General features: G+C 67.6%; 19 protein-coding genes. 9 read left to right on the forward strand and 10 right to left on the reverse strand.

The genetic code is table 11. From position 1 onward, the window contains the following. Position 1 precedes the first annotated feature (1 nt). Positions 2-535 carry a MarR family winged helix-turn-helix transcriptional regulator gene (locus EGT29_RS01405; protein ID WP_124687351.1) on the forward strand — a complete coding sequence of 178 codons (534 nt, stop codon included), beginning with the start codon at positions 2-4 and terminating at the stop codon, positions 533-535. Between the two features lie 6 nt (positions 536-541). Here the strand turns inward: EGT29_RS01405 and EGT29_RS01410 are convergent, their stop codons facing one another. Next, positions 542-1,084: a MarR family winged helix-turn-helix transcriptional regulator gene (locus EGT29_RS01410; RefSeq protein WP_124687352.1), complete on the reverse strand. Its 543-nt coding sequence runs from the start codon at positions 1,082-1,084 to the stop codon at positions 542-544. A 247-nt stretch (positions 1,085-1,331) separates the two neighbouring features. Between EGT29_RS01410 and EGT29_RS01415 the strand changes: the two genes are divergently transcribed. From EGT29_RS01415 to pyrE, 6 genes are all read left to right on the forward strand, one after another. Further along, positions 1,332-2,318, forward strand: coding sequence for a tripartite tricarboxylate transporter substrate binding protein (locus tag EGT29_RS01415; RefSeq protein WP_124687353.1), 987 nt, complete (start codon positions 1,332-1,334; stop codon positions 2,316-2,318). 36 nt (positions 2,319-2,354) lie between these two features. Further along, positions 2,355-4,667 carry a xanthine dehydrogenase family protein molybdopterin-binding subunit gene (locus EGT29_RS01420; RefSeq protein ID WP_124687354.1) on the forward strand — a complete coding sequence of 771 codons (2,313 nt, stop codon included), beginning with the start codon at positions 2,355-2,357 and terminating at the stop codon, positions 4,665-4,667. After that, a complete protein-coding gene (locus tag EGT29_RS01425) occupies positions 4,660-5,526 on the forward strand; it encodes a xanthine dehydrogenase family protein subunit M (protein ID WP_124687355.1) in 867 nt (288 codons plus the stop codon). The genes EGT29_RS01420 and EGT29_RS01425 overlap by 8 nt, the downstream gene beginning before the upstream one ends. 10 nt (positions 5,527-5,536) lie before the next feature. After that, on the forward strand, positions 5,537-6,013 hold the full coding sequence (locus EGT29_RS01430; RefSeq protein ID WP_124687356.1) for a (2Fe-2S)-binding protein: 477 nt from the start codon (positions 5,537-5,539) through the stop codon (positions 6,011-6,013). Then, positions 6,003-6,830 carry a CoxG family protein gene (locus EGT29_RS01435; protein ID WP_124687357.1) on the forward strand — a complete coding sequence of 276 codons (828 nt, stop codon included), beginning with the start codon at positions 6,003-6,005 and terminating at the stop codon, positions 6,828-6,830. The genes EGT29_RS01430 and EGT29_RS01435 overlap by 11 nt, the downstream gene beginning before the upstream one ends. Positions 6,831-6,980: 150 nt before the next feature. After that, positions 6,981-7,652, forward strand: a complete 672-nt coding sequence (pyrE, locus tag EGT29_RS01440; RefSeq protein WP_124692172.1) for an orotate phosphoribosyltransferase — start codon at positions 6,981-6,983, stop codon at positions 7,650-7,652. Between the two features lie 21 nt (positions 7,653-7,673). Here pyrE and EGT29_RS01445 read toward each other — a convergent pair whose 3' ends face one another. The 8 genes from EGT29_RS01445 to EGT29_RS01480 all read right to left on the reverse strand — a co-directional run bounded on the left by EGT29_RS01445 (position 7,674) and on the right by EGT29_RS01480 (position 15,980). Next, the gene (locus EGT29_RS01445) at positions 7,674-8,351 is read right to left on the reverse strand and encodes an amino acid ABC transporter permease (RefSeq protein ID WP_124687358.1); all 678 of its coding nucleotides are present in this window, start codon (positions 8,349-8,351) and stop codon (positions 7,674-7,676) included. Next, positions 8,352-9,071: an amino acid ABC transporter ATP-binding protein gene (locus EGT29_RS01450; RefSeq protein ID WP_124687359.1), complete on the reverse strand. Its 720-nt coding sequence runs from the start codon at positions 9,069-9,071 to the stop codon at positions 8,352-8,354. Between the two features lie 9 nt (positions 9,072-9,080). After that, positions 9,081-9,734, reverse strand: a complete 654-nt coding sequence (locus EGT29_RS01455) for an amino acid ABC transporter permease (RefSeq protein WP_124687360.1) — start codon at positions 9,732-9,734, stop codon at positions 9,081-9,083. Between the two features lie 141 nt (positions 9,735-9,875). Continuing rightward, positions 9,876-10,616, reverse strand: coding sequence for a transporter substrate-binding domain-containing protein (locus tag EGT29_RS01460; RefSeq protein WP_124687361.1), 741 nt, complete (start codon positions 10,614-10,616; stop codon positions 9,876-9,878). A 144-nt stretch (positions 10,617-10,760) separates the two neighbouring features. Continuing rightward, complete coding sequence (locus EGT29_RS01465) at positions 10,761-12,083, reverse strand: HmuY family protein (RefSeq protein ID WP_124687362.1); 1,323 nt, start codon at positions 12,081-12,083, stop codon at positions 10,761-10,763. 24 nt (positions 12,084-12,107) lie between these two features. Further along, complete coding sequence (locus tag EGT29_RS01470) at positions 12,108-14,159, reverse strand: TonB-dependent siderophore receptor (protein ID WP_124687363.1); 2,052 nt, start codon at positions 14,157-14,159, stop codon at positions 12,108-12,110. A 175-nt stretch (positions 14,160-14,334) separates the two neighbouring features. Continuing rightward, positions 14,335-15,303: a tripartite tricarboxylate transporter substrate binding protein gene (locus EGT29_RS01475; protein ID WP_124687364.1), complete on the reverse strand. Its 969-nt coding sequence runs from the start codon at positions 15,301-15,303 to the stop codon at positions 14,335-14,337. Positions 15,304-15,338: 35 nt separating this feature from the next. Beyond that, positions 15,339-15,980: an RraA family protein gene (locus tag EGT29_RS01480; RefSeq protein ID WP_124687365.1), complete on the reverse strand. Its 642-nt coding sequence runs from the start codon at positions 15,978-15,980 to the stop codon at positions 15,339-15,341. 128 nt (positions 15,981-16,108) lie between these two features. Between EGT29_RS01480 and EGT29_RS01485 the strand changes: the two genes are divergently transcribed. Both EGT29_RS01485 and EGT29_RS01490 read left to right on the forward strand, forming a co-directional pair. After that, complete coding sequence (locus EGT29_RS01485) at positions 16,109-16,819, forward strand: IclR family transcriptional regulator (RefSeq protein ID WP_124687366.1); 711 nt, start codon at positions 16,109-16,111, stop codon at positions 16,817-16,819. Further along, positions 16,816-17,889: a LysR substrate-binding domain-containing protein gene (locus EGT29_RS01490; RefSeq protein WP_124687367.1), complete on the forward strand. Its 1,074-nt coding sequence runs from the start codon at positions 16,816-16,818 to the stop codon at positions 17,887-17,889. The genes EGT29_RS01485 and EGT29_RS01490 overlap by 4 nt, the downstream gene beginning before the upstream one ends. On the opposite strand, the gene EGT29_RS01495 is transcribed toward EGT29_RS01490, so the two are convergent. Further along, entirely contained in the window at positions 17,828-18,739 is a 912-nt protein-coding gene (locus EGT29_RS01495; RefSeq protein WP_124687368.1) for a fumarylacetoacetate hydrolase family protein, read from the reverse strand. The two genes, EGT29_RS01490 and EGT29_RS01495, sit on opposite strands and share 62 nt — an antisense overlap. Positions 18,740-18,861: the final 122 nt, after the last annotated feature.

Raw genomic sequence — 18,861 nt, forward strand, 5'->3', positions numbered from 1 at the left:
CATGACCACATCAGCAAAGCGGCGGCCTCCCGGACGGCCGCGCTCGGAACCCTCCCCATGGGCGTCCGTCGAGCCAGATGGCTCCGACCTGGCGGTGGAGAATTTTCCCTCCACGCTTATCGTTCAACTGGCCAATGCCCTGCGCCGGACAGTGACCGCGCCTTATGCCGAGACGTTTGGCCTGACCGTCTCGGAGTGGCGCTTCCTGGCGATGCTGGCGCGGCTTGCACCGGCGCGATTCATCGATCTGGTCGACATTTCCGGGTCGGACAAGGCGCAAGTCAGCCGCGGCCTGCAAGCCTTGCTCGAACGCGGCCTGGCGGAGGTCTGCCCGGGTGCGGAAACCAGCAAGAAGAAACTCTCCTATCGACTTACGAAGGATGGCATGGCGCTGTACAAGCGGGTACTTCCCCATGCGCGCGCCAGGCAGGCGTCCCTGTTGGCGTGCCTGGGCAAGACCGAGCGCGCGGCCCTGTTTTCGGCCTTGAAGAAGCTTCAGAGAAAGTGCCAGTCCATGGAGGCCGAGCAGGAGTAGCGACCGCTATTGGCCATCGTCGGCCAGGGTGTCCTCTTCATCATGGCAGGCGCGACGCAGCTTGTGCAGCGTCCGGTACAGCACCTCCCGCTCTTCGTTGTCGAGCACGCGGATCATGGCGGCCTGGGCGCGCTGGGCGACCGGCATGGCGCGGTCATACAGCGCCTGGCCGTCGGCCGAGAGCCGGCAGGTCAGCCCCCGGCGCGGCGAGCCGGCCACCGGTTCGAGGATGACCAGGCCACGCGTTTCCAGCAGGCGCATGGCGCGGCTGACCAGCGACTTGTCGGTTTCCGAGCGCGTGACCAGTTCCGAGAAAGGCAGGCATTGCGCCTCGGCCACCACCGACAGCATGCGCCATTCGGCCATGGTCAATCCGAACTGGTCGGAATAGGGCAGGGTCACGACCCGGCGCAGCGAGTTGCCGGTGCGCACGACCAGCGTGGTGATGAAGTCGTCCACGGACAGGCCGGTTCCCTGTTCGTCGATGTCCGTCCACGGATGGTCGCCGGTGGAGGGGGGGCGGAGGGAGGCCTTCTTTTTCGGGGGCATGGATGGCGGTCGGCTAGAGGGTTCCGGCATGGGACGGAGGATTATTCCACAGTGCCGGGATCGTCATGTCTGACGGAATATTTCGAAATCCAAAAATATTTTGTTCCGGCTTGTCAATCGGTACAATCTTAGTGTTGATGCATCAACAAGAAAAGTGGATGATCGCGTTTCCTGTGTGAACAAGCGTTTCACCAGTGAATCGATGCTTATGTCTATCCGTACCCGATCGTCCCCTTCGGAGTCAGTGATGAATCTCTATCGCCGCCAGATGCTTGCCGCCGCCATGGCGATCACCACCTGCTGTGTCGGCCTGGGCGCTGCCCAGGCGGCCGGTTATCCCGCCAAGCCGATCACCGTCATCGTGTCCTACCCGCCAGGCGGAGACACCGACGCCATCGCGCGCCTGTTCGCCGAGAAGCTGGGCGAGCGCCTGAAGCAGTCGGTCATCGTCGAGAACAAGGGCGGCGCCGGCGGCACGGTGGGCAACGGCTATGTCGGACGCGCCGCGCCCGACGGCTACACGCTGCTGTTCACGCCCAATCCTTTCACCACCGCGCCCATGGTGCTGGGCCTGTCGCCCGCCCAGAGCTACGACGTGCTGAACGGCTTCGAGCCCGTCAACCAGACCGCCGTGCAGCCGCTGGTGCTGGTGGCCAATCCCAAGACCGGATTCAAGACGGTCAAGGACATGATCGACGCCGCCAAGGCCGGCAAGACGGTGTCCTACGCCACCCCGGGCGCGGGTTCACCCATGCACGTGATCGCCGAATGGCTCAACCGCGAGGCCAAGGTATCCATCCAGCACGTGCCCTACCGCGGCGTGGGCCCCTCGGTGACCGACGTCGTCGCCGGCCACGTGGATACCGCCTGGGTCACGCTGGGCCCGGTCACGCAGTACTTCGCCGCCGGCCGCCTGGTGCCGCTGGCCATCGGCGATGCCAAGCGGTCGCCGCTCGCGCCCAACATCCCGACCCTGGTCGAGTCCGGCTACAAGGACATCGTGGTGGGATCGTGGAACGGTTTCTTCGCGCCCAAGGGCACGCCCGCCGATGTCGTCAAGCTGCTGAACGGCCACCTGAACGAGATCCTGAAGCAGCAGGACGTGATCCAGAAGCTGGCTACCTACGGCGCATTCCCGCACGGCGGCGAACCCGCCGAACTCGGCCGCACCAATGCACGCGAGTATGAAGTGGTGGGCGGCATCATCAAGTCCCTGGGCATCAAGGCGCAGTAAGCCCGCCATGCAGGGACCGAGCAACAGGAGGTCAGGATGAACGCATCCACGCTGGGCAAGGCCATTCCCCAGGTCAACGCGCGCGCCAAGGTACTGGGGCGCGCGCAATATGCCGGCGACGTGAAGGTCGCCGGGATGCTGCACGGCAAGGTGCTGCGCAGTCCCTATCCGCATGCGCGCATCGTCCGTATCGACGTCTCGGCGGCGCTTGCGCTGCCGGGTGTCAAGGCGGTGCTGACGGGCGCGGATGCGCCGCGCGCCATGTGGGGGGTGCATCACAAGGAACGGCGCATCCTGGCCGAGGGCGTCGTGCGCTTCGCCGGAGAGGAAGTGGCCGCGGTAGCGGCCACGACCGAGGAGATCGCGCGCGATGCCCTCGACCTGATCGCGGTCGAGTACGAGGAGCTGCCGGCCATCCTGACGCCCGACGAGGCGCTGGATGAAGAGGCGCCCGGCGTGCATCCCGGCCGCAACAATGTCTCGCACGAGATCAAGTTCCATCTCGGCGACGTGGATGCGGGGTTCGCCAAGGCGGATCTCGTCTACGAGGCGACATACGACTGCCATGCCCAGTACCCCGGGTATCTCGAGCCCATGGCGACGGTGGCGACTATCGATCCGGACGGGCGCCTCCAGGTATGGACGTCCACGCAATCCATATTCCAGGCGCGGATGCGCCTCGCGGCGGCGCTCGAGATGCCCGTCTCGAGCATCCGTGTCATGCAGGCCACGACCGGGGGCGGCTTCGGCGGGAAGATGGTGGAGGACGCCAACAACCTGATCGCCGGCCTGCTGGCGGTCAAAACCGGCCGGCCCGTGCGGGTGGTGAACAACCGCCTGGAGGATTTCCTGGCCTGCTGTTCCAGCGTACCCGAGCGGATCACGCTGAAGCTGGGCATGGCCAGGGACGGCCGCATCGTCGCCAAGGACGTGCGTATCGTTGCCGAATGCGGCGCCTACAGTGGCCTGTCGGCCGAGGTGATGCACGTGACGGCCATGCGAAGCGACAACATGCATCGCCTGGAGAACGTGCGTTCGCATGCGACGCTGGTCTATACCAACAACCCGCCGCATGGCGCGTTCCGAGGATTCGGCGGCGCGCAGATGCAGTTCGCGCTCAACAGCCACATCCACATGATGGCTGAACAGTTGGGACTGGATCCGGTGGCGATCCACAAGCTCAACGCGCACGAGGCGGGGGATACCTCGATACATGGCTGGAAGATAGGCAGTACCGGCCTGCGCGAATGCATAGACCAGTGCATAGACGCCATCCAGTGGAAGGCCAAGCGCGCCAGCAAGGGTAATCAGGTCAGGGGCTCCAGGCCTCGCGGCGTCGGCATGGCTGCCGCGATGCACGTCAGCGGAAATCGCACCATCGGCAATTGGGACGGCTCGACGGTGATCGTCAAGATCAACGAGGACGGCCGCGCGGTGATCCACAGCGGCGAATGCGACATGGGGCAGGGCGCCATGACCATGCTGAGCCAGGTCGTCGCTCATGAGCTGAACATTCCCCTGGACCACGTGCACGTGGTCGCGCCGGATACCGACATTTCGCCGTACGCCATCGGCTCGCTGGCCTCGCGCGTGACGATCGCGGCGGGCAATGCGGCCATTCTGGCCGCGCGCAAGGCGCGCGAGGCGCTGATCGGGCTTGCCGCCACGAAGCTGGAGGTCCCGACAGACGACCTGGAGATCGTGGACGGCTTCATCCGCTCCCGGAGCGCGCCCGACAAGCGCGCCACCATCGCCGAGATCGCCAAGCTGCACATCTGGCGCCACGACGGCGAAGGCCTGCAGGTCAGCGCCACCTGGGACGCCAAGACCGTCATGCACGGCGACGTCCACGGCAACATCGCGCCGGCGCACTCTTACGCGGCGCAGGCCGTGGAGGTCGAGGTCGACACCGAGACCGGCCAGGTCACGGTGCTGGATTCCTACGTGTCGGACGACTGCGGCAAGGCCTTCAACCCGCTGGCCGTGCACGGCCAGAGCAATGGCGCGGCGGCGCAGGCGATGGGCTGGGCGCTGTACGAGCAATTGCAGCTGGAGAACGGCCGGCTGGCCAACGGCAATTTCGCCGACTACAACATGCCCACCGCCGATTCCATTCCGCTGCTGCGTTCGGGCATCGTCGAATCCAACGATCCCAATGGACCCTATGGCGCCAAGGGCGCGAGCGAGACGGCCATCCTGCCGGGCGCGCCGGCCATCGCCAACGCGGTCTACGACGCCATCGGCGTGCGGATCACGGACCTGCCGATCACGCCCGAGAAGGTGCTGGCGGGCTTGCGCGCGCAGCGCCAGGCCCGCGAACAGGAACAAGGAGGCTCCCGCCATGCGTGATTTCGATTTCCTCGAGCCGGCATCGGTGGCCGAGGCCAGCCGCATGCTGGCGGACCTGGGCGAGGACTGCCGGGTCATGGCCGGAGGCACGGCGCTGATGCTGGCCATGCGCCAGCGCATGCTGGTGCCCTCGCACATCATCTCGGTCGCGCGTATCGAGGCCTTGCGCGGGATCCGCTTCGATCCCGTGGAAGGCCTGCGCATAGGCGCGCTGGCGCGCCACACGGACGTGGCCGATTCGGCGGTGGTGAAACAGCACTATCCCATGCTGGCGGCCATGGCGGCCCAGGTCGCCAATCCCCAGGTGCGCAACCAGGGCACGCTGGGCGGCAATCTCTGCTATGCCGACCCGTCCACCGACCCGCCCACCTGCCTGATGTCGCTGGACGCGCGGGTGGTGCTGGGCAGCGTCCGCGGCCAGCGGGTGCTGTCCATCGAGGAGTTCCTGGTGGACTACTACGTGACCGCCATCGAACCCGACGAGATCGTGGTCGAGATCCGCGTGCCGGCGCCACCGGCCGATTTTTCCGGCCTGTACACCCGCTTCCTGCGCACCGCCGCCGAGCACCGGCCCTTGATCGGCCTGTCGCTGGCCACGCGCCGCAGCGGCGGCACCTGCCGCGAGGCCATCCTGGCGGTGGGCGCCTCCACGCCCATTCCCTGCCGCGTGCCGCGCGCCGAACACTTTCTGGCGGGCAAGACCATCACGCCCGAGGTGGCAGCCGAAGCCGCGGACATCGTCGCCGCCGACATCCAGCCCGTATCCGACGCGCGGGGGTCCGACGAGTTCCGCCGCGACATGGTGCGGGTGGTCGCCAGGCGCACCATCGCCGGCCTGTACGGGCTGGCCACGGATTGAGGAAAAGGCCATGAGCAAGCACCTGATCGAAGTCACCGTCAACGGTGAACAGCACAGCGCCGAGGTCCCCGCGCGCCGCATGCTGTCGGATTTCCTGCGGGACGACCTGAACCTGACCGGCACCAAGCGCGGCTGCGAAACCGGCATCTGCGGCGCCTGCTCGGTGCTGGTGGACGGCGAGGTGGTCAAGTCCTGCCTGTCTCTGGCGGTGCAGGCCAACGGCCGCAGCATCACGACGGTGGAGGGCCTGGCCAAGGGCGACGAACTCCATCCCCTGCAGCAGAGCTTCATGGAGTGCGGCGGCCTGCAATGCGGCTACTGCACGCCAGGCATGCTGATGACGGCCTGCCACCTGCTCGAGCGCAACCCCCGGCCCACGGCCGACCAGGTCCGCGAAGGACTGAACGGCAACCTGTGCCGCTGCACGGGCTATGCCCAGATCGTCGAGTCCATCCTCGACGCTTCGGAGAAAATGCGTGGAAATTGAAAAAGTCTTAACGGTGGCGGCCCCGGCCGCCAAGGTCTGGGACATGCTGCTGGACCCCACGGTAATGGCCAGCTGCGTGCCCGGGATGAAGTCCATCGAGGTGGTCAGCGACGTCGAGTACAACGCCGTCATCCACGTCAAGATCAGCTTCATCAGCGCCAAGTTCAAGCTCAGGACGCGCATCGTCGAGCAGCGCGCCCCCGAATACCTGCGCGCCGAGGGCACCGGCGAGGACTCCTCGGTGGCCAGTTCGCTCAAGCAGCAGAGCGAGATCTTCCTGACGGCGCTGCCCGACGGACAGACCGAGCTGCGCACCAAGGTCACGGTCGACGTGCTGGGCCGGCTGGGGACCTTCGGCCTGAGCGTCATGAAGACCAAGGCCGACAGGATGTGGGAAGAGTTCAGCCAGAACCTGGCGACCCGCCTGGCCGGAGGCGAGATCCCCGGCGCGGCCCAGGTGACCATTACGCGCAGGGACGCACAGTCGCAGGGAACCCCGGCTCCGGCCGCCGCGGCGGCGGCCACCCCCGCTCGCCCGGCTCCCGCGGCCAGCCCGGCCGCGCCCGTTGCCGCCCCGCTGCGGTCCGCCGCGCCACAGGTTCCCGCCGGCGCGTCCGCACGGGTGAATGGCCAGGAAGCCAGCCGTGCCTCGGTCGCCGATGGGGGGTGGTGGTCGCGTCTCCTGGGGGGGCGGGGGGCCGCCTCCGGCCGTAACATCCACATCGAACTGCGCCGTGGCGATACCGCCCTGACCGTGGATTGGCCGGTGGAGGAGGCGGGCGAGTGCGCCGCCTGGCTGCGGGACGTTTTGAAGTAGATTCGCCCGGGGGGCCCGAGCCGTTTTACAATCACGCTGGCCCATCGCGCCGCCGGGGGAAGGCCTTCCCCCGTGCCGTTGTGACTTCGTACCGTGACCGCCGTGCCCCAGACCGCTACCGCCCCCCGTCCCGCCGACACCGAGCCCTCGATCGACGAGAGCCGTTTCCGTACCGATTTCGTCCGCTTCGCCACCGAGCTGGGCGTGCTGCGATTCGGCGCGTTCACGACCAAGGCGGGCCGGCTGAGTCCCTACTTCTTCAACGCCGGACTGTTCAACAGCGGCGCGGCCGTGGGACGGCTGGCCGAGTTCTACGCCCAGGCGCTGCTGGCCTCGGACGTCGAATTCGACATGCTGTACGGCCCGGCCTACAAGGGCATCCCGCTGGTTACCGCCACCGCGGTCGCGCTGGCCGCCCGCGGCCGCGACGTGCCCTTCGCGTTCAACCGCAAGGAAGCCAAGGACCACGGCGAAGGCGGTTCGCTGGTCGGCGCGCCGCTGGAAGGCCGCGTGGTCATCATCGACGACGTGATCTCGGCCGGCACCTCGGTGCGCGAATCGGTGCGCCTGATCCAGGCCGCCAAGGCCAAGCCGGCCGCCGTGCTGATCGCGCTGGACCGCATGGAGCGGGTCGGCCCCGACGACGCCCTGTCCGAGCACTCGGCGGTGCAGGACGTGGTGCACACCAACGGCTGCCCGGTGGTCAGCATCGCCTCGCTGGACGACATCCTCGACATGATCCAGCAGGGCGGCGGGGGCGGTGAATTCGAACAGCACCGCGAGGCGGTGCTGGCATACCGGGCGCGCTACGGAGTGATCTGAGCCCCGGGGCCTGGACAGGCCCTAGATGCGCCGCGTCCCCGGCAGGATCAGCCGCCGCTCCAGCTGGCGCGCGGCCAGCACGATGACCGACACCAGCGCCAGGTAGACCAGGCCGGCCAGCACATAGGCCTTGAAGAACTGGAAGTTGCGGATCGCCATGTCCTGGATCTGGGCGAAGAACTCGGTGTACTGGATCAGGAAGGCTACCGAGCTGTCCTTCAGGTTCAGGATCACCTGGTTGGACAGCGCCGGAATCGACAGCCGCAGCACCTGCGGCAACGTGATCAGGCGGAAGATCTGCGGCGCCGAGAATCCCTGCGCCCGCGCCGCTTCCAGTTCGTCCCGGTCCAGCCCGCGATACGCCGTGGCCAGGTAGCGCGCGTTGTAGGCCGCCACGTTCATCGTGAAGCCGATGATCGCCACGGTTAGCGGCGAGGGGCGCAGCCCCCATTGCGGCAGGCCGTAGTACATCAGGAAGAGCAGGGCGATCAGCGGCGTGCCGATGAAGAACGAGATGTAGCCTTCCGTCAGGCGGCGGCACAGGCGGCTGGGGCTGAGCGTCAGGTAGAACACCAGGATGCCGCCCAGCAGGCCGGTTACCGTGATGACGGCGGCCAGCAGCAGCGTATGTTCCAGGCCGAGCAGGATCTGCGGCCCGAACTCCGCGACTTGCCCGAGAAAGGTCAGCAGGCCGTCCATTCAGCTGAAGAACGCGCGGATGCGGGGATCGGCGTGGTCGCCGAACAACTCGGCCGCCTCGCCTTCGGCCAGGATCTCGCCCTGGTCCAGGAACAGCACGCGGCCCTGGACCGTGCGCGCCAGCGTCAGGTCATGGGTCACGCACAGCATCGACACCTTGTCCCGGCGCAACTGGTTGATGACGTTGATGATCTCGCGCGACATGACCGGATCCAGCGCCGAGGTGGGTTCGTCGAAGAACAGCACCGCCGGATCCATCGCCAGCGCCCGCGCGATGGCCACCCGCTGCTTCTGTCCGCCCGAGAGCTGCGCCGGGTATTTCTGCGCGTGCTCGGCCAGGTTCATGCGGCCAAGTTCGTGCATGGCCCGCTCGTTGGCGGCGGCGGTCGCCATGCCGCGCAGCTTGCGCAGGCCCAGCGTCACGTTCTCGAGCGCGGTCAGGTGGCGGTACAGGGCGAAGTTCTGGAACACGAAGCCGATGCGCTGGCGCAGGGCCCGCACGTCGGTGTCCGGGCGCATGACGTCCTCGCCCCGGAAAATGATCTGCCCGGACGTGGGCGTGACCAGCCGGTTCAGGCAGCGCAGCAGGGTCGACTTGCCGCAGCCCGAGGGACCCATCACCACCTTGAGTTCGCCTTCCTCCAGGTCCAGGTCGATGCCGTTGAGCACCGTCCGGCCGTCGTAGGCCATCTTCAGATCGCGGACTGTCAGTAGCGCCATGGCCGTTTCTCAATGCTCCGTCAGGCCCGGCACGCGGCAGCGCTTCTCCAGCGCCCAGATCGCCGTCACCAGTATCTTGTAGATCGCGAAGTACACCAGGCCCACGGCGAAATAGATCTCCACGCCGCGCAGCGTGGCGGCGGACAGCGCCATGGCCTGTTTCATGACTTCGGGGATGCCCACCGTGTAGCCGAAGGGCGAGTACTTCAACACGGTGGTGAATTCGTTGACCATGCCCGGCACCGAGAACCGCAGCATCTGCGGCAGCTCGATGTAGGCGAAGATCTGCACCCGGCTCATGCCCATCGCCTCGGCCGCCAGCACCTCGCTGGCCTCGACCGAATCCAGCGCGCCGCGGAACACCTCGCCCAGATAGGCGCCGGTGATCAGCCCCAGGCTCAGCATCATCGACACCAGCGGCGGCACGCCGACGCCGATGGTGGGCAGCCCGAAGAACACGATGAACAGCAGCACCAGCACCGGAATGCCGCGGAAGACGTAGGTGAATACCCCAAGCACCCCATCCACCGCCCGCCACCCCAGCCGCCCCAGGATCGCGATCGCCAGTCCCACGATCACGCCGGTGACGCTGCAAGCCAGCGTCACCAGGACCGTATATCCAACCCCCGTCCCCAGCAGCCCGAATATTCGCGCGATATCCATCGCGCTATACCGTACCTATGGGGCAAAGCTCCACCGCACCGACCCAAGACAGCGGCACCAGACCCAGGATGCGGTGGATCCGGCTCCGCCGGTCCACCCGCATCGCCCCCTGGGGGGCGCCCGAAGGGCGTACGGGGGGGACTATTGCATCCATTTGTTGATGATGGCCTGCACGCCCTCGGGCTTGAGCTCGTTCGCCATGTAGTTGTCGAAGTCCTCGCGCAGCTTGGAGCCCTTGGGGAAGGCGAAGCCGAAGCGGTCGAAGCCGGTGAAGACGTAGCTGTCCTGGATGGGCAGCGTCTTGCGGTAGACCGAGGCCACGGTGCCGTCCAGGAAGGCGAGGTCCAGGTTGCCGTTCTGCAGGTCGGACAGCACCTCGTTATAGGACGGGTACATCTTGACCTTGTCGAGCGTATAGACGCCCTTGGGCGTCAGGTCGTTCTTGATGAAGTCGCTGTAGGCCATGCCGCGCGGATAGCCGACGCTGTACTTCTTCATCTCGGCCAGGTCGTCGAACTTGATGTTGCGGCTCTTCAGGCTGACCAGGTTCCAGGTGTTCTCCATGTAGGGCTTGGAGAAATCCATGACCTCTTCGCGCTGCTTGGTGATGGAGATGCCGGAGAACGCCACGTCGGCCTGCTTGCTGACCACCGCGCCCAGCATGCCTTGCCAGTCGTAGGCCGTGATCTTGAGCTTGCAGCCCCGGGCCTTGCAGTAGCTCTCGAAGATATCGAGGTCCAGGCCCTTGGTGGTGCCGTTCTCCTCGAACAGGTTGGGCGGGGAAGCCGGCGATACCGCTACCTTGATTTCCTTGTCGGCGCTTTTTTCGGAACACGCAGCCAATAGCAGGACGAGGCTCAACAGGCCGATGAGCTTACGCATGGGGGACTCTCCAGAGGGTGGGGGGGGGGGTGGAGACGGCGAGCAATGCTGCGCGAAATATTAGCAGAGGGGCGCACGCTTTCGCGACGAAAAAAACCGCCGTCCCGAAGGACGGCGGTGAAGGTACAACCGCTCCAAAACTAATCAGTCGGCGGCTGGCTGGAGATCGTAGGCGAAGGTCCACGTCTGGGCGCTGTTGGCGTCCTGGGGATCGGCGTAGGTGATGCCGGTCAGGTGCAGGCGCGTGTAGCTGCTGCCTTCGCCGTTGCGGATCAAGGTGCCGTTGGCCGGGTTGGCGCTGATGATGTGGGCGACTTCCGGCAGCCCGGCGTTCTTGGCGGCGGCCGCGGTGGGGTAGTAGGTGTACCAGCCGTAGCTCAGCGGATTGGGGTAGGCGCCCTGCACGGCGGGGTTCAGCGCCGAGGAGTTGCTGTCCTTGACCCATGCGGAGGTCCGGGCCGGCGTGGCCAAGTCGGCGGCGGTCAGTTCGGCTTCGGTGTCCGAGATGCTGGTCGTGCTGGTGAACTTGGCGGCAATGGGCTTGCCGGTGGAGTCGTAGAAGCCGGCCGGGGTCTTGCCGAGGAAGCCGGCGACGGTGCCGGTGCCCGACGATCCGCCGTTCAGCTTGACGTTGTAGCGGTTGAAGGCGATGTGCCATGCGCCGCTCTGGTCCACGGTACGTTTGTTGACCAGGTCGTAGTAGACCCAGCCGCTGGTGGCGTCGACCGTGGCGGTCTGGATGATGGGGGCGGTTGTCCGGGTCGCCCAGCGGAACGAGATGTGGCCGGAGGTCGTGCCGCCCGGGCCGCCATAGTAGCCGGTGACCTGCAGGGCGAACACGCCATCGCCGGTGGTGACCGGCGTGGTGGTCGATCCGACCACCGCGGCGCTGTTGGCGGTGATCAGGAAGACGCGGAAGTTGGGGTAGAGGCTGTGGTCGGTGGAGCTGCCGGTCACCCCGTATTCGAACGCGGCGGCGCGGATGTCGTTGGTACCGGTGAACACGCTGGCCGCGGCATCGGCGGCGTAGACGGTGGCGGGAAGGGCCGCGCCGCTGGTGGGGTCCGTCGTGGCGCTTTGATAGGTCTTCAGTTCGGTCCAGGTGTGTTCGAACGGTCCGCCGAAGGCGCCGCCCGATCCGGTTCCGCTGGTGCCGCTGTTGGTCCATAGCGTGCCGGTCAGGCCGCTGCTGGTCAGTTTCAGGTCCCAGGTATTGCCGGAGCAGCTGGCGACGGCCGCCTTGGTGTCGAAGTCATAGCAGACCGAGGAGCCGGCCGCGGGCAGCGTGAATGTCCATTCGCCGCTTTGCGTGAACTTGTTGGTGGGTGTGGGCGTCGTGCCGCCGCCGTCCCCGCCGCCATTGTTGCCGCCGCCCCCGGTGCTGCCGCCATCGCCACCGCCGCCGCAGCCCGCGAGCGCCAGGGCGGCGCACAGGGCGCCGAGCGTGAACAAGGATCTGGATTGCATGATGGGTTCCCCCCTAGGAAAAGGTTATTGGGTCGAGCCGAAGGCGTAGCGCGCCCCGACGTAGACGAAGCGGCCTCGAAGCGGGCCGAAATCGGTTGGGTTGGAGAAGTCGCGCTGGCGGTCGAACAGGTTGTTGATGCCGGCGAACACCGTGAGCTGGCGGCCGATCTTCTGGTTCACCATCAGGTCCAGCGTGGTCCAGCCCGGCGAGCGGCCGCCGCCGCCCGAGCCGCCGTTGGACTGCGCGACGTCGTCGGACGAGATCAGTTCGCTGCTCTGGATGCGGGTGCGCACGGATACCGTGGTGTCGGGCAGGGCGCGCCAGTCGGCGCCGACGCGGCCGATGTGGCGCGGCCGCCGGGTCAGTTCGCCGCCGGTGTCCAGGTTCTTGGCGTCGGTGAAGGTGTAGCCGACGTTCAGCGCGAGGGCGGGTGTGGCCTGCCAGCGCAAGCCGGTCTCGATGCCCTGGGTGCGGGCGCGCGCGATGTTGCGGTAGGTGTAGGCCGTGACGCCATCGATGATGGTGGTGTTGCTCATGTCCGTCTGGATCAGGTCCTTCACCCGGTTCATGAAGGCATTGACCTCGAACGTGACGTCCTGGCGGAAGGTCAGGGTGCCGCCCAGCTGGAAGCTGTTGGACGCCTCGGGCTTCAGGTCGGGATTGCCCAGCACCATGTAGCCCAGGGCGCTGTGGTCGAACAGGTAATAGCGTTCCTTCAGGTTGGGCACGCGATAGCCCTGGCCGAAACTTGCCCGCAGCACGCCGCTCCAGTTCTGGGTGTTGAGCAGCTTGCCGCGCAGGCTGGCCTTGGGCGCGAAGTGGCCGCCGAAGTCGGAGTCGTCCTGGTAGCGGGCGCCCAGCAGCAGTTCCCAGGTGTCGTTGAAGATGATGTCGTTCTGGGCGAAGACTTCCTTGCTGGAACGGTCGACCGAGCCGCTGCGCACGAATTCGGAGACGCCGTTGTTGTCCTGCTTGAGGTCTTCGTAGTGGTAGTCGGCGCCGAATTGCCACAACTGGTTGCGCCAGGCCGGCAGGTCCACCTGCGCGGTCAGGTGCCCCATTTCCTGCTTGGCGGTGCGGCGCGTGGTCGCGAATTCGTTGGAGTAGGCCTGGGAAGTGCTGTCGTAGCGTTCGCCCACGCCCTTCAATTGCAGCCTGGTGCCGTTGCCCAGTTCCCACTGGCCGCCTCCGGTGAGGCGCTTGCGTTCGATGGTTTCGGTCTTGCGCTGCGGCAGCAGGTTGGGCGGCACGAAGGTGGTGTAGCGCTGGGTATCGTCCTCGCGGTAGACGCTGCCGTCCACGAAGTAGCGCTGGCGGGCGCCGGGCAGCCAGTCCACGCGCGCCGAATACTGCTGGCGGCGGATCTCGTCGCCCTGGCGGCTCCAGGCGTCGGGGTTGATGCCGAAGCCGTCATCGTCCAGCACGTCGGCCGCGATGCGGCCGCGCAGTTGTTCGTTGCCACCCTGGATGGAGAACTGGCCGTGCCGGTTGGCCGGCCGCCACGAACCGCCCTTGCTGTTCTGGCTGCCGTAGCTGCCGGCGTCCAGCGTGGCCGTGCCCGACAGGCCGGGCTGCGCGGGGCGGGTGATGACGTTGATGACGCCGCCCATGGCCGAACTGCCGTATTGCGCCGAGGTGGCGCCCTTGACCACTTCGATGTGGTCGACGTCGGTCAGCAGGTACTGGCTCAGGTCCACCGTGGAGCCGGTGCTGGCCGAGATCGGCAGGCCGTCGATCAGCACCAGCACCTGGTCGCTGCTCAGGCCCTGCAGCGACAACTCGTAGCCCGACTTGCCGTGGATCTCCCGCAACTGCAGGCCGGGGATGTTCTCCAGCGCCTGGGTCAGCGTACGGGCGTGGGTGCGCTCGATTTCCTCGCGGGTGACGATTTCGGTGCGGATGGGCGTGTCGTCCAGCGTTTTTTCGGTGCGGGTGCCGGTGACGACGACGGGGGCCAGGGTGTGGGCCTCCTGCGCCACGGCGACGGCGGCCGTGGCCAGGGGAGCGCTCAGCGCGAGATGGAGCGCCCGGCGCAGGCGCGACGGCGTGGAGCGTGGGGAGGACGGACGGGACATGAAACCAACCGGGCCGCTAGGGCGTAGACGAACGAAGCCGAGATTCTTGAGCAAATACGGATTTTAATCAAGATTAATTCTCACTATCATTTATGTTTTGATTTATAAAAGAGGGCAAAAAAACGCCCGGAACCGGGCAAGCCGGTCGCGGGCGTCGGGGGGAAGCCGGGGAAGCTCAGTCGATCTTCAGGTTCTCTTCCTTGATCAGCCGGCCCCATTTCTCGGTGTCCTGCTTGGTGCGGGCGTCCAGTTCGGCGGGGGTGCTGGCGATCAGGTCCACGCTCTGTTCCCGCATGCGGGCGACCAGCGCGGGGTCGGTCAGCGTCTTGCGCAGTTCGGCATTGAGCTTGTCGATGACGGGTTGCGGCGTGCCCGTGGGCGCGTACAGGCCGTACCAGGTGGTGTATTCCATGCCGGGCAGCGTGGCCGAGATCAATGGCAGGCTGGCGGTGTCCGACGCCTTGCTGGGAGCCGTCAGCCCCAGCGCCCGGATCGAACCCTTGTCGATCAGCGCCTTCAGCGACGGCATGCTGCTGAACAGGGCCTGGACCTCGCCCGAAGCCAGGTCCACCATGACCTGCGAAGTGCCCTTGTAGGGGATGTGCTCGATCTGGGTGCGGCTCAGGGCCTTGAACAGCTCCATGCCCAGGTGCGCCACGCCCCCGGTGCCGGCCGAACCGAAGTTCACCTTGCCCGGATGCCGGCGGGCATAGTCGATCAGTTCCTGCACGCTGGTGACGGGGATCTTCGTCGTCGCCACCAGCACGTGGGGACTGCTGGACACCATGCCGACCGGCACCAGGCGTTTCATCGCCTCGGCGCTGCTGCGCATGGTCAGCGGCTGGATGGTGACGTTGCCGGACGCCGCCATCAGCAGCGTGTAGCCGTCGGGGGCCGCGCGGCCCACGGCGTTCATGGCCGGGACGCCGTGGCCGCCGCCCATGTTTTCGACCACGATGGTCTGGCCCAGTTGCTGGCCCAGCTTGGAGGCGACTTCGCGCGCCACCACGTCGGCCGGGCCGCCGGCGGCGAACGGCACGACGAAGCGCAGGGACTTGGCGGGATAGGATTGCGCGCCGGCGGTGGGCGCGGCGCACAGGGCCAGGGCCGCGAGAGCGCCGGCCAGGAGGGGGCGTCGATACATGGATTGTCTCCGGTTCGTTATCGGGTAGGCGCGCGTCATGCGCGCTGGCGGGGGGCCACGGCAATGGCGGCGCGGGCCAGGTCCGCGTCCAGCCAGGCGGGCTTGAGTTCGCCGCGGGCGATGGCGGCCATGCGCTCCTGCTCGCGCAGGTACTTCGCGTGCGCGGCGGCCAGCAGTTCGTCCTTGCGTTCCACCGGCACGACCACGACGCCGTCGCAGTCGCCGTGGATCCAGTCGCCCGCGCGCACGGGGGCGCCCGCGCAGACGATCGGGTGCAGCACGCCGCCGTCGCCCTTCTTCGAGGGGCCGGCCGGGTGCGTTCCCGCCGCGAAGACGGGCAGGCCCAGTTCGACCAGTTCCAGGCTGTCGCGGATGGCGCCGTCGATGACCACGCCGGCCAGGCCGGCAGCCTTGGACTGGGTGGTCATGATGCCGCCCATGACGGCGCGTTCCAGGTAGGCCTGGGCATCGATCACCAGCACCTCGCCGGCGCGGGTCAGGGTCAGCGCGTGGTGGATGGCGAGGTTGTCGCCCGGCGGGACGGATACCGGCAGCGCGGGTCCCCAGAGCCGCCAGGCGGGGTCCAGCGGCTTGATGCGCGCGGCCAGCGCGTGGGCGCCGACGTCGGCCAGCAGGGAAGAGGCCAGCCAGTCGGGATGATCGAAGGCGGATGTCATGCGAGCTCCTGGGAAGGACGGCGGCACGGGCTGGCCGCTCGATACGACTTTAATCCATACAATTTCGTTGTACTCTATACAACAACAATGCAGGCAAGAAAGCCCGCCCCGCACGCAAGGAAAGCCGCATGAGCAACGAAGGCGTGACCGCCGTGGAGCGGGCCATGGCCATCCTGGACTGTTTCCGGCTGGATGCCGACCGCCTCAGCCTGGCTGATTTCTCCGCTCGGCTGCCGCTGCACAAGACCACCATCTACCGCCTGCTGAACTCGCTGGTGCGCACGCGCTACGTGGTGCGCCATGCCGACGGCCGCTATTCGCTTGGCCCGCGCGTACTGTACCTGGGCCGGGTGTGCGAGCGAAGTTTCCGCCTGGCCGACGTGGTCGTGCCGCAGTTGCGCGAGCTGTCGCGGGCAAGCGGGGAAACCGCGTCCTACTACGTGGCCAGCGAAGGCCAGCGCCTGTGCCTGTTCCGCATCCAGCCCAACGAGGGCATGCACGACCAGCTTACCGCCGGCAGCCTGCTGCCCTTCGACGGCAGCGCCACCGGGCAGATCTTCCACGTCTGGGTCGTGGGCGACGGGCGGATCGCGCTGCCCGAGGACCTGCCCACGCATTCCAGCGGCCTTTATCACCAGTTCGTCACGTCCTGGTCGGTGCCGGTGTTCGGCGACCAGGACGCGTTCGCGGGGGCGCTGACGCTGTCCGGCCTGGCGCAGCGGGTGGAGCCGAACGCGGTAAGCCACCGGGACCTCCTGATGGCCCATGGCCGGATCCTGTCGGCGGCGTTGGGCGCGTCGCCGTCCTGGTGCGGCACCGTGTACGGGGAAGAGGCATGAACGCGCCCGTCGGACCGCGCACGGGGGACAGGGGGAGCAACATGGACATCCGGCTGGACAACCGCGTGCGGGGCCGGCTGCGGCTGCGGCACCTGGAGCTGCTCGACGTGCTGGACAACACCGGCAGCATCCACAAGGCCGCCGCGCGCCTGAGCATGACGCAGCCCGCCGCCAGCAAGCTGCTGCGCGATGCCGAGGACATCTACGGCACGCAGCTGTTCACGCGTTCGTCCAGCGGCCTGCGGCCCACGCCGGGCGGCGACGCGGCCATACGGTGGGCCCGCAGCATCCTGCGCAGCGTGGGCGATTCCCTGACCGAGGTCCAGCTGATACGCGAGGGCGCGCACGGCCGCGTGCGGGTGGGGGTGTTCCCGGCGGCGGTGTCGGTGCTGCTGGGCACGGCGTTGGACCGCCTGCATGCCCGCTGGCCGGACGTGGTGGTGCTGGCCACCGAAGGCAGCAACGAGGTGCTGCTGCCGGCGCTGGCGCGGCAGGAGCTGGACGTGGTCCTGGGCCGCCTGACCGCGGCGACCCAGGATCCGGCGTTCGAGAGCGAATTGCTGTATGACGAGCCCGTCTGCGTGGTGGTGCGCAGCGGCCATCCCTGGGCCCGCCGGCGGCGGCTGGATCTGGCCGAACTGGCCGCCTCGCAGTGGATACTGCCTACCGAGTTCGCGCCCATGCGGCCCCAGTTCGAGCAGATGTTCGTGAAGGCTGGCGTGGCGGTGCCCCGGCCGCGCGTGGAGACCGCGTCGCTGCTGCTCAGCCAGGCCGTGATCCAGAAGTCGGACATGCTGGCCGTCGTGCCGGGACGCGTGGCCGCCTACTACCGCGACCAAGGGTTGTTCGCCATTCTGCCCTTCGCCCTGCCGCTGACGATTCCGCCCGTGGGCGTCATCACCCACGCCCATCGCCCGGTCTCGCCGGCGGTCGGCCATTTCCTGGACGTGGTGCACGAGATCGCGGGGCTGGAGGCGCGGGCGCGGGAAGCCGGCGCCCCGCCTGCCGTCAGGCCAGCGGCGGCTGGATCTCCACCCGCAGGGCGCCGACGGACTCGATCCGGGCGCTGACCACGTCGCCCGCGGCAAGAAAGCTGCGCCGCGCGGCGCCCACGCCAGCAGGGGTGCCGGTCAGCACCACGTCGCCGGGCTCCAGCGTCATGATGCGGGACAGCGTCGCCAGTTGCTCGCCGATGTCGAAGATCATGCCCGAGGTGCGCGCGTCCTGCCGGACGTCGCCGTTGACGTCCAGGCGCATGGCCAGGTCGTGCGGGTCGGGAACGAAGGCGGCCGGCACCAGCGGACCCAGCGGGCAACTGGTGTCGTGCGCCTTGCCCGCGACCCAGTCGAACTTGTAGAAGGTCTCGGGCGCACGGTTCAGGTCGCGGGCGGAAAAGTCGATCGCCACGCAATAGGCCGCGACGTGCTCGCGCCAGTCCTGGGCCGCGATGGCGCGGGCCTCGCGGCCGATCACCAGCGCCAGTTCGATCTCCCAGTCGAAGGACTGGCAGCCGCGCGGAATGCGCACGGTGGCGCCGGGCCCCACCACCGCCTGCCGCGCGGGCTTGAAGAAAAAGAACAGCCGTTGCGCGGACTTGTCGTGCGCGTCGGGCACCTTCATCTCGGCCAGATGATCGTAGTAGTTGGCGCCGGCGCACAGGACCTTGCCGGGATATTGCAGCGGCGCCAGCTCGGGGGCGTCGGCCGGCACGGCCAGTGCATGCAGCTCGCGTTCGGCGGCTGCGATGCGCGCCAGCCCCGGCTGGTGGGCGGCCCAGTCGCGGAACAGATCGATGATGCCGTCCGGCATCGCGTCCAGCCCCAGCGCCCGGGCCGATGCCGCGATCGGATAGCAGCCCCGGGCGGTCTGCAAACAGCCGGTCGGCGCGCCATGCACCAAGCGGGTAGTCAAAGAAAACATCCTTGCTTCCTCATTCCATCCATCCATGAGCGATCCGTCGCATGCGACAGACGCCACTCGACCCGGGATGCGGTGGATCCGGCTCCGCCGGTCCGCCCGCATCGCCCCCTGGGGGGTGCGCG

The organism is Pigmentiphaga sp. H8 (assembly GCF_003854895.1).
Classification (GTDB): Bacteria; Pseudomonadota; Gammaproteobacteria; order Burkholderiales; family Burkholderiaceae_B; genus Pigmentiphaga.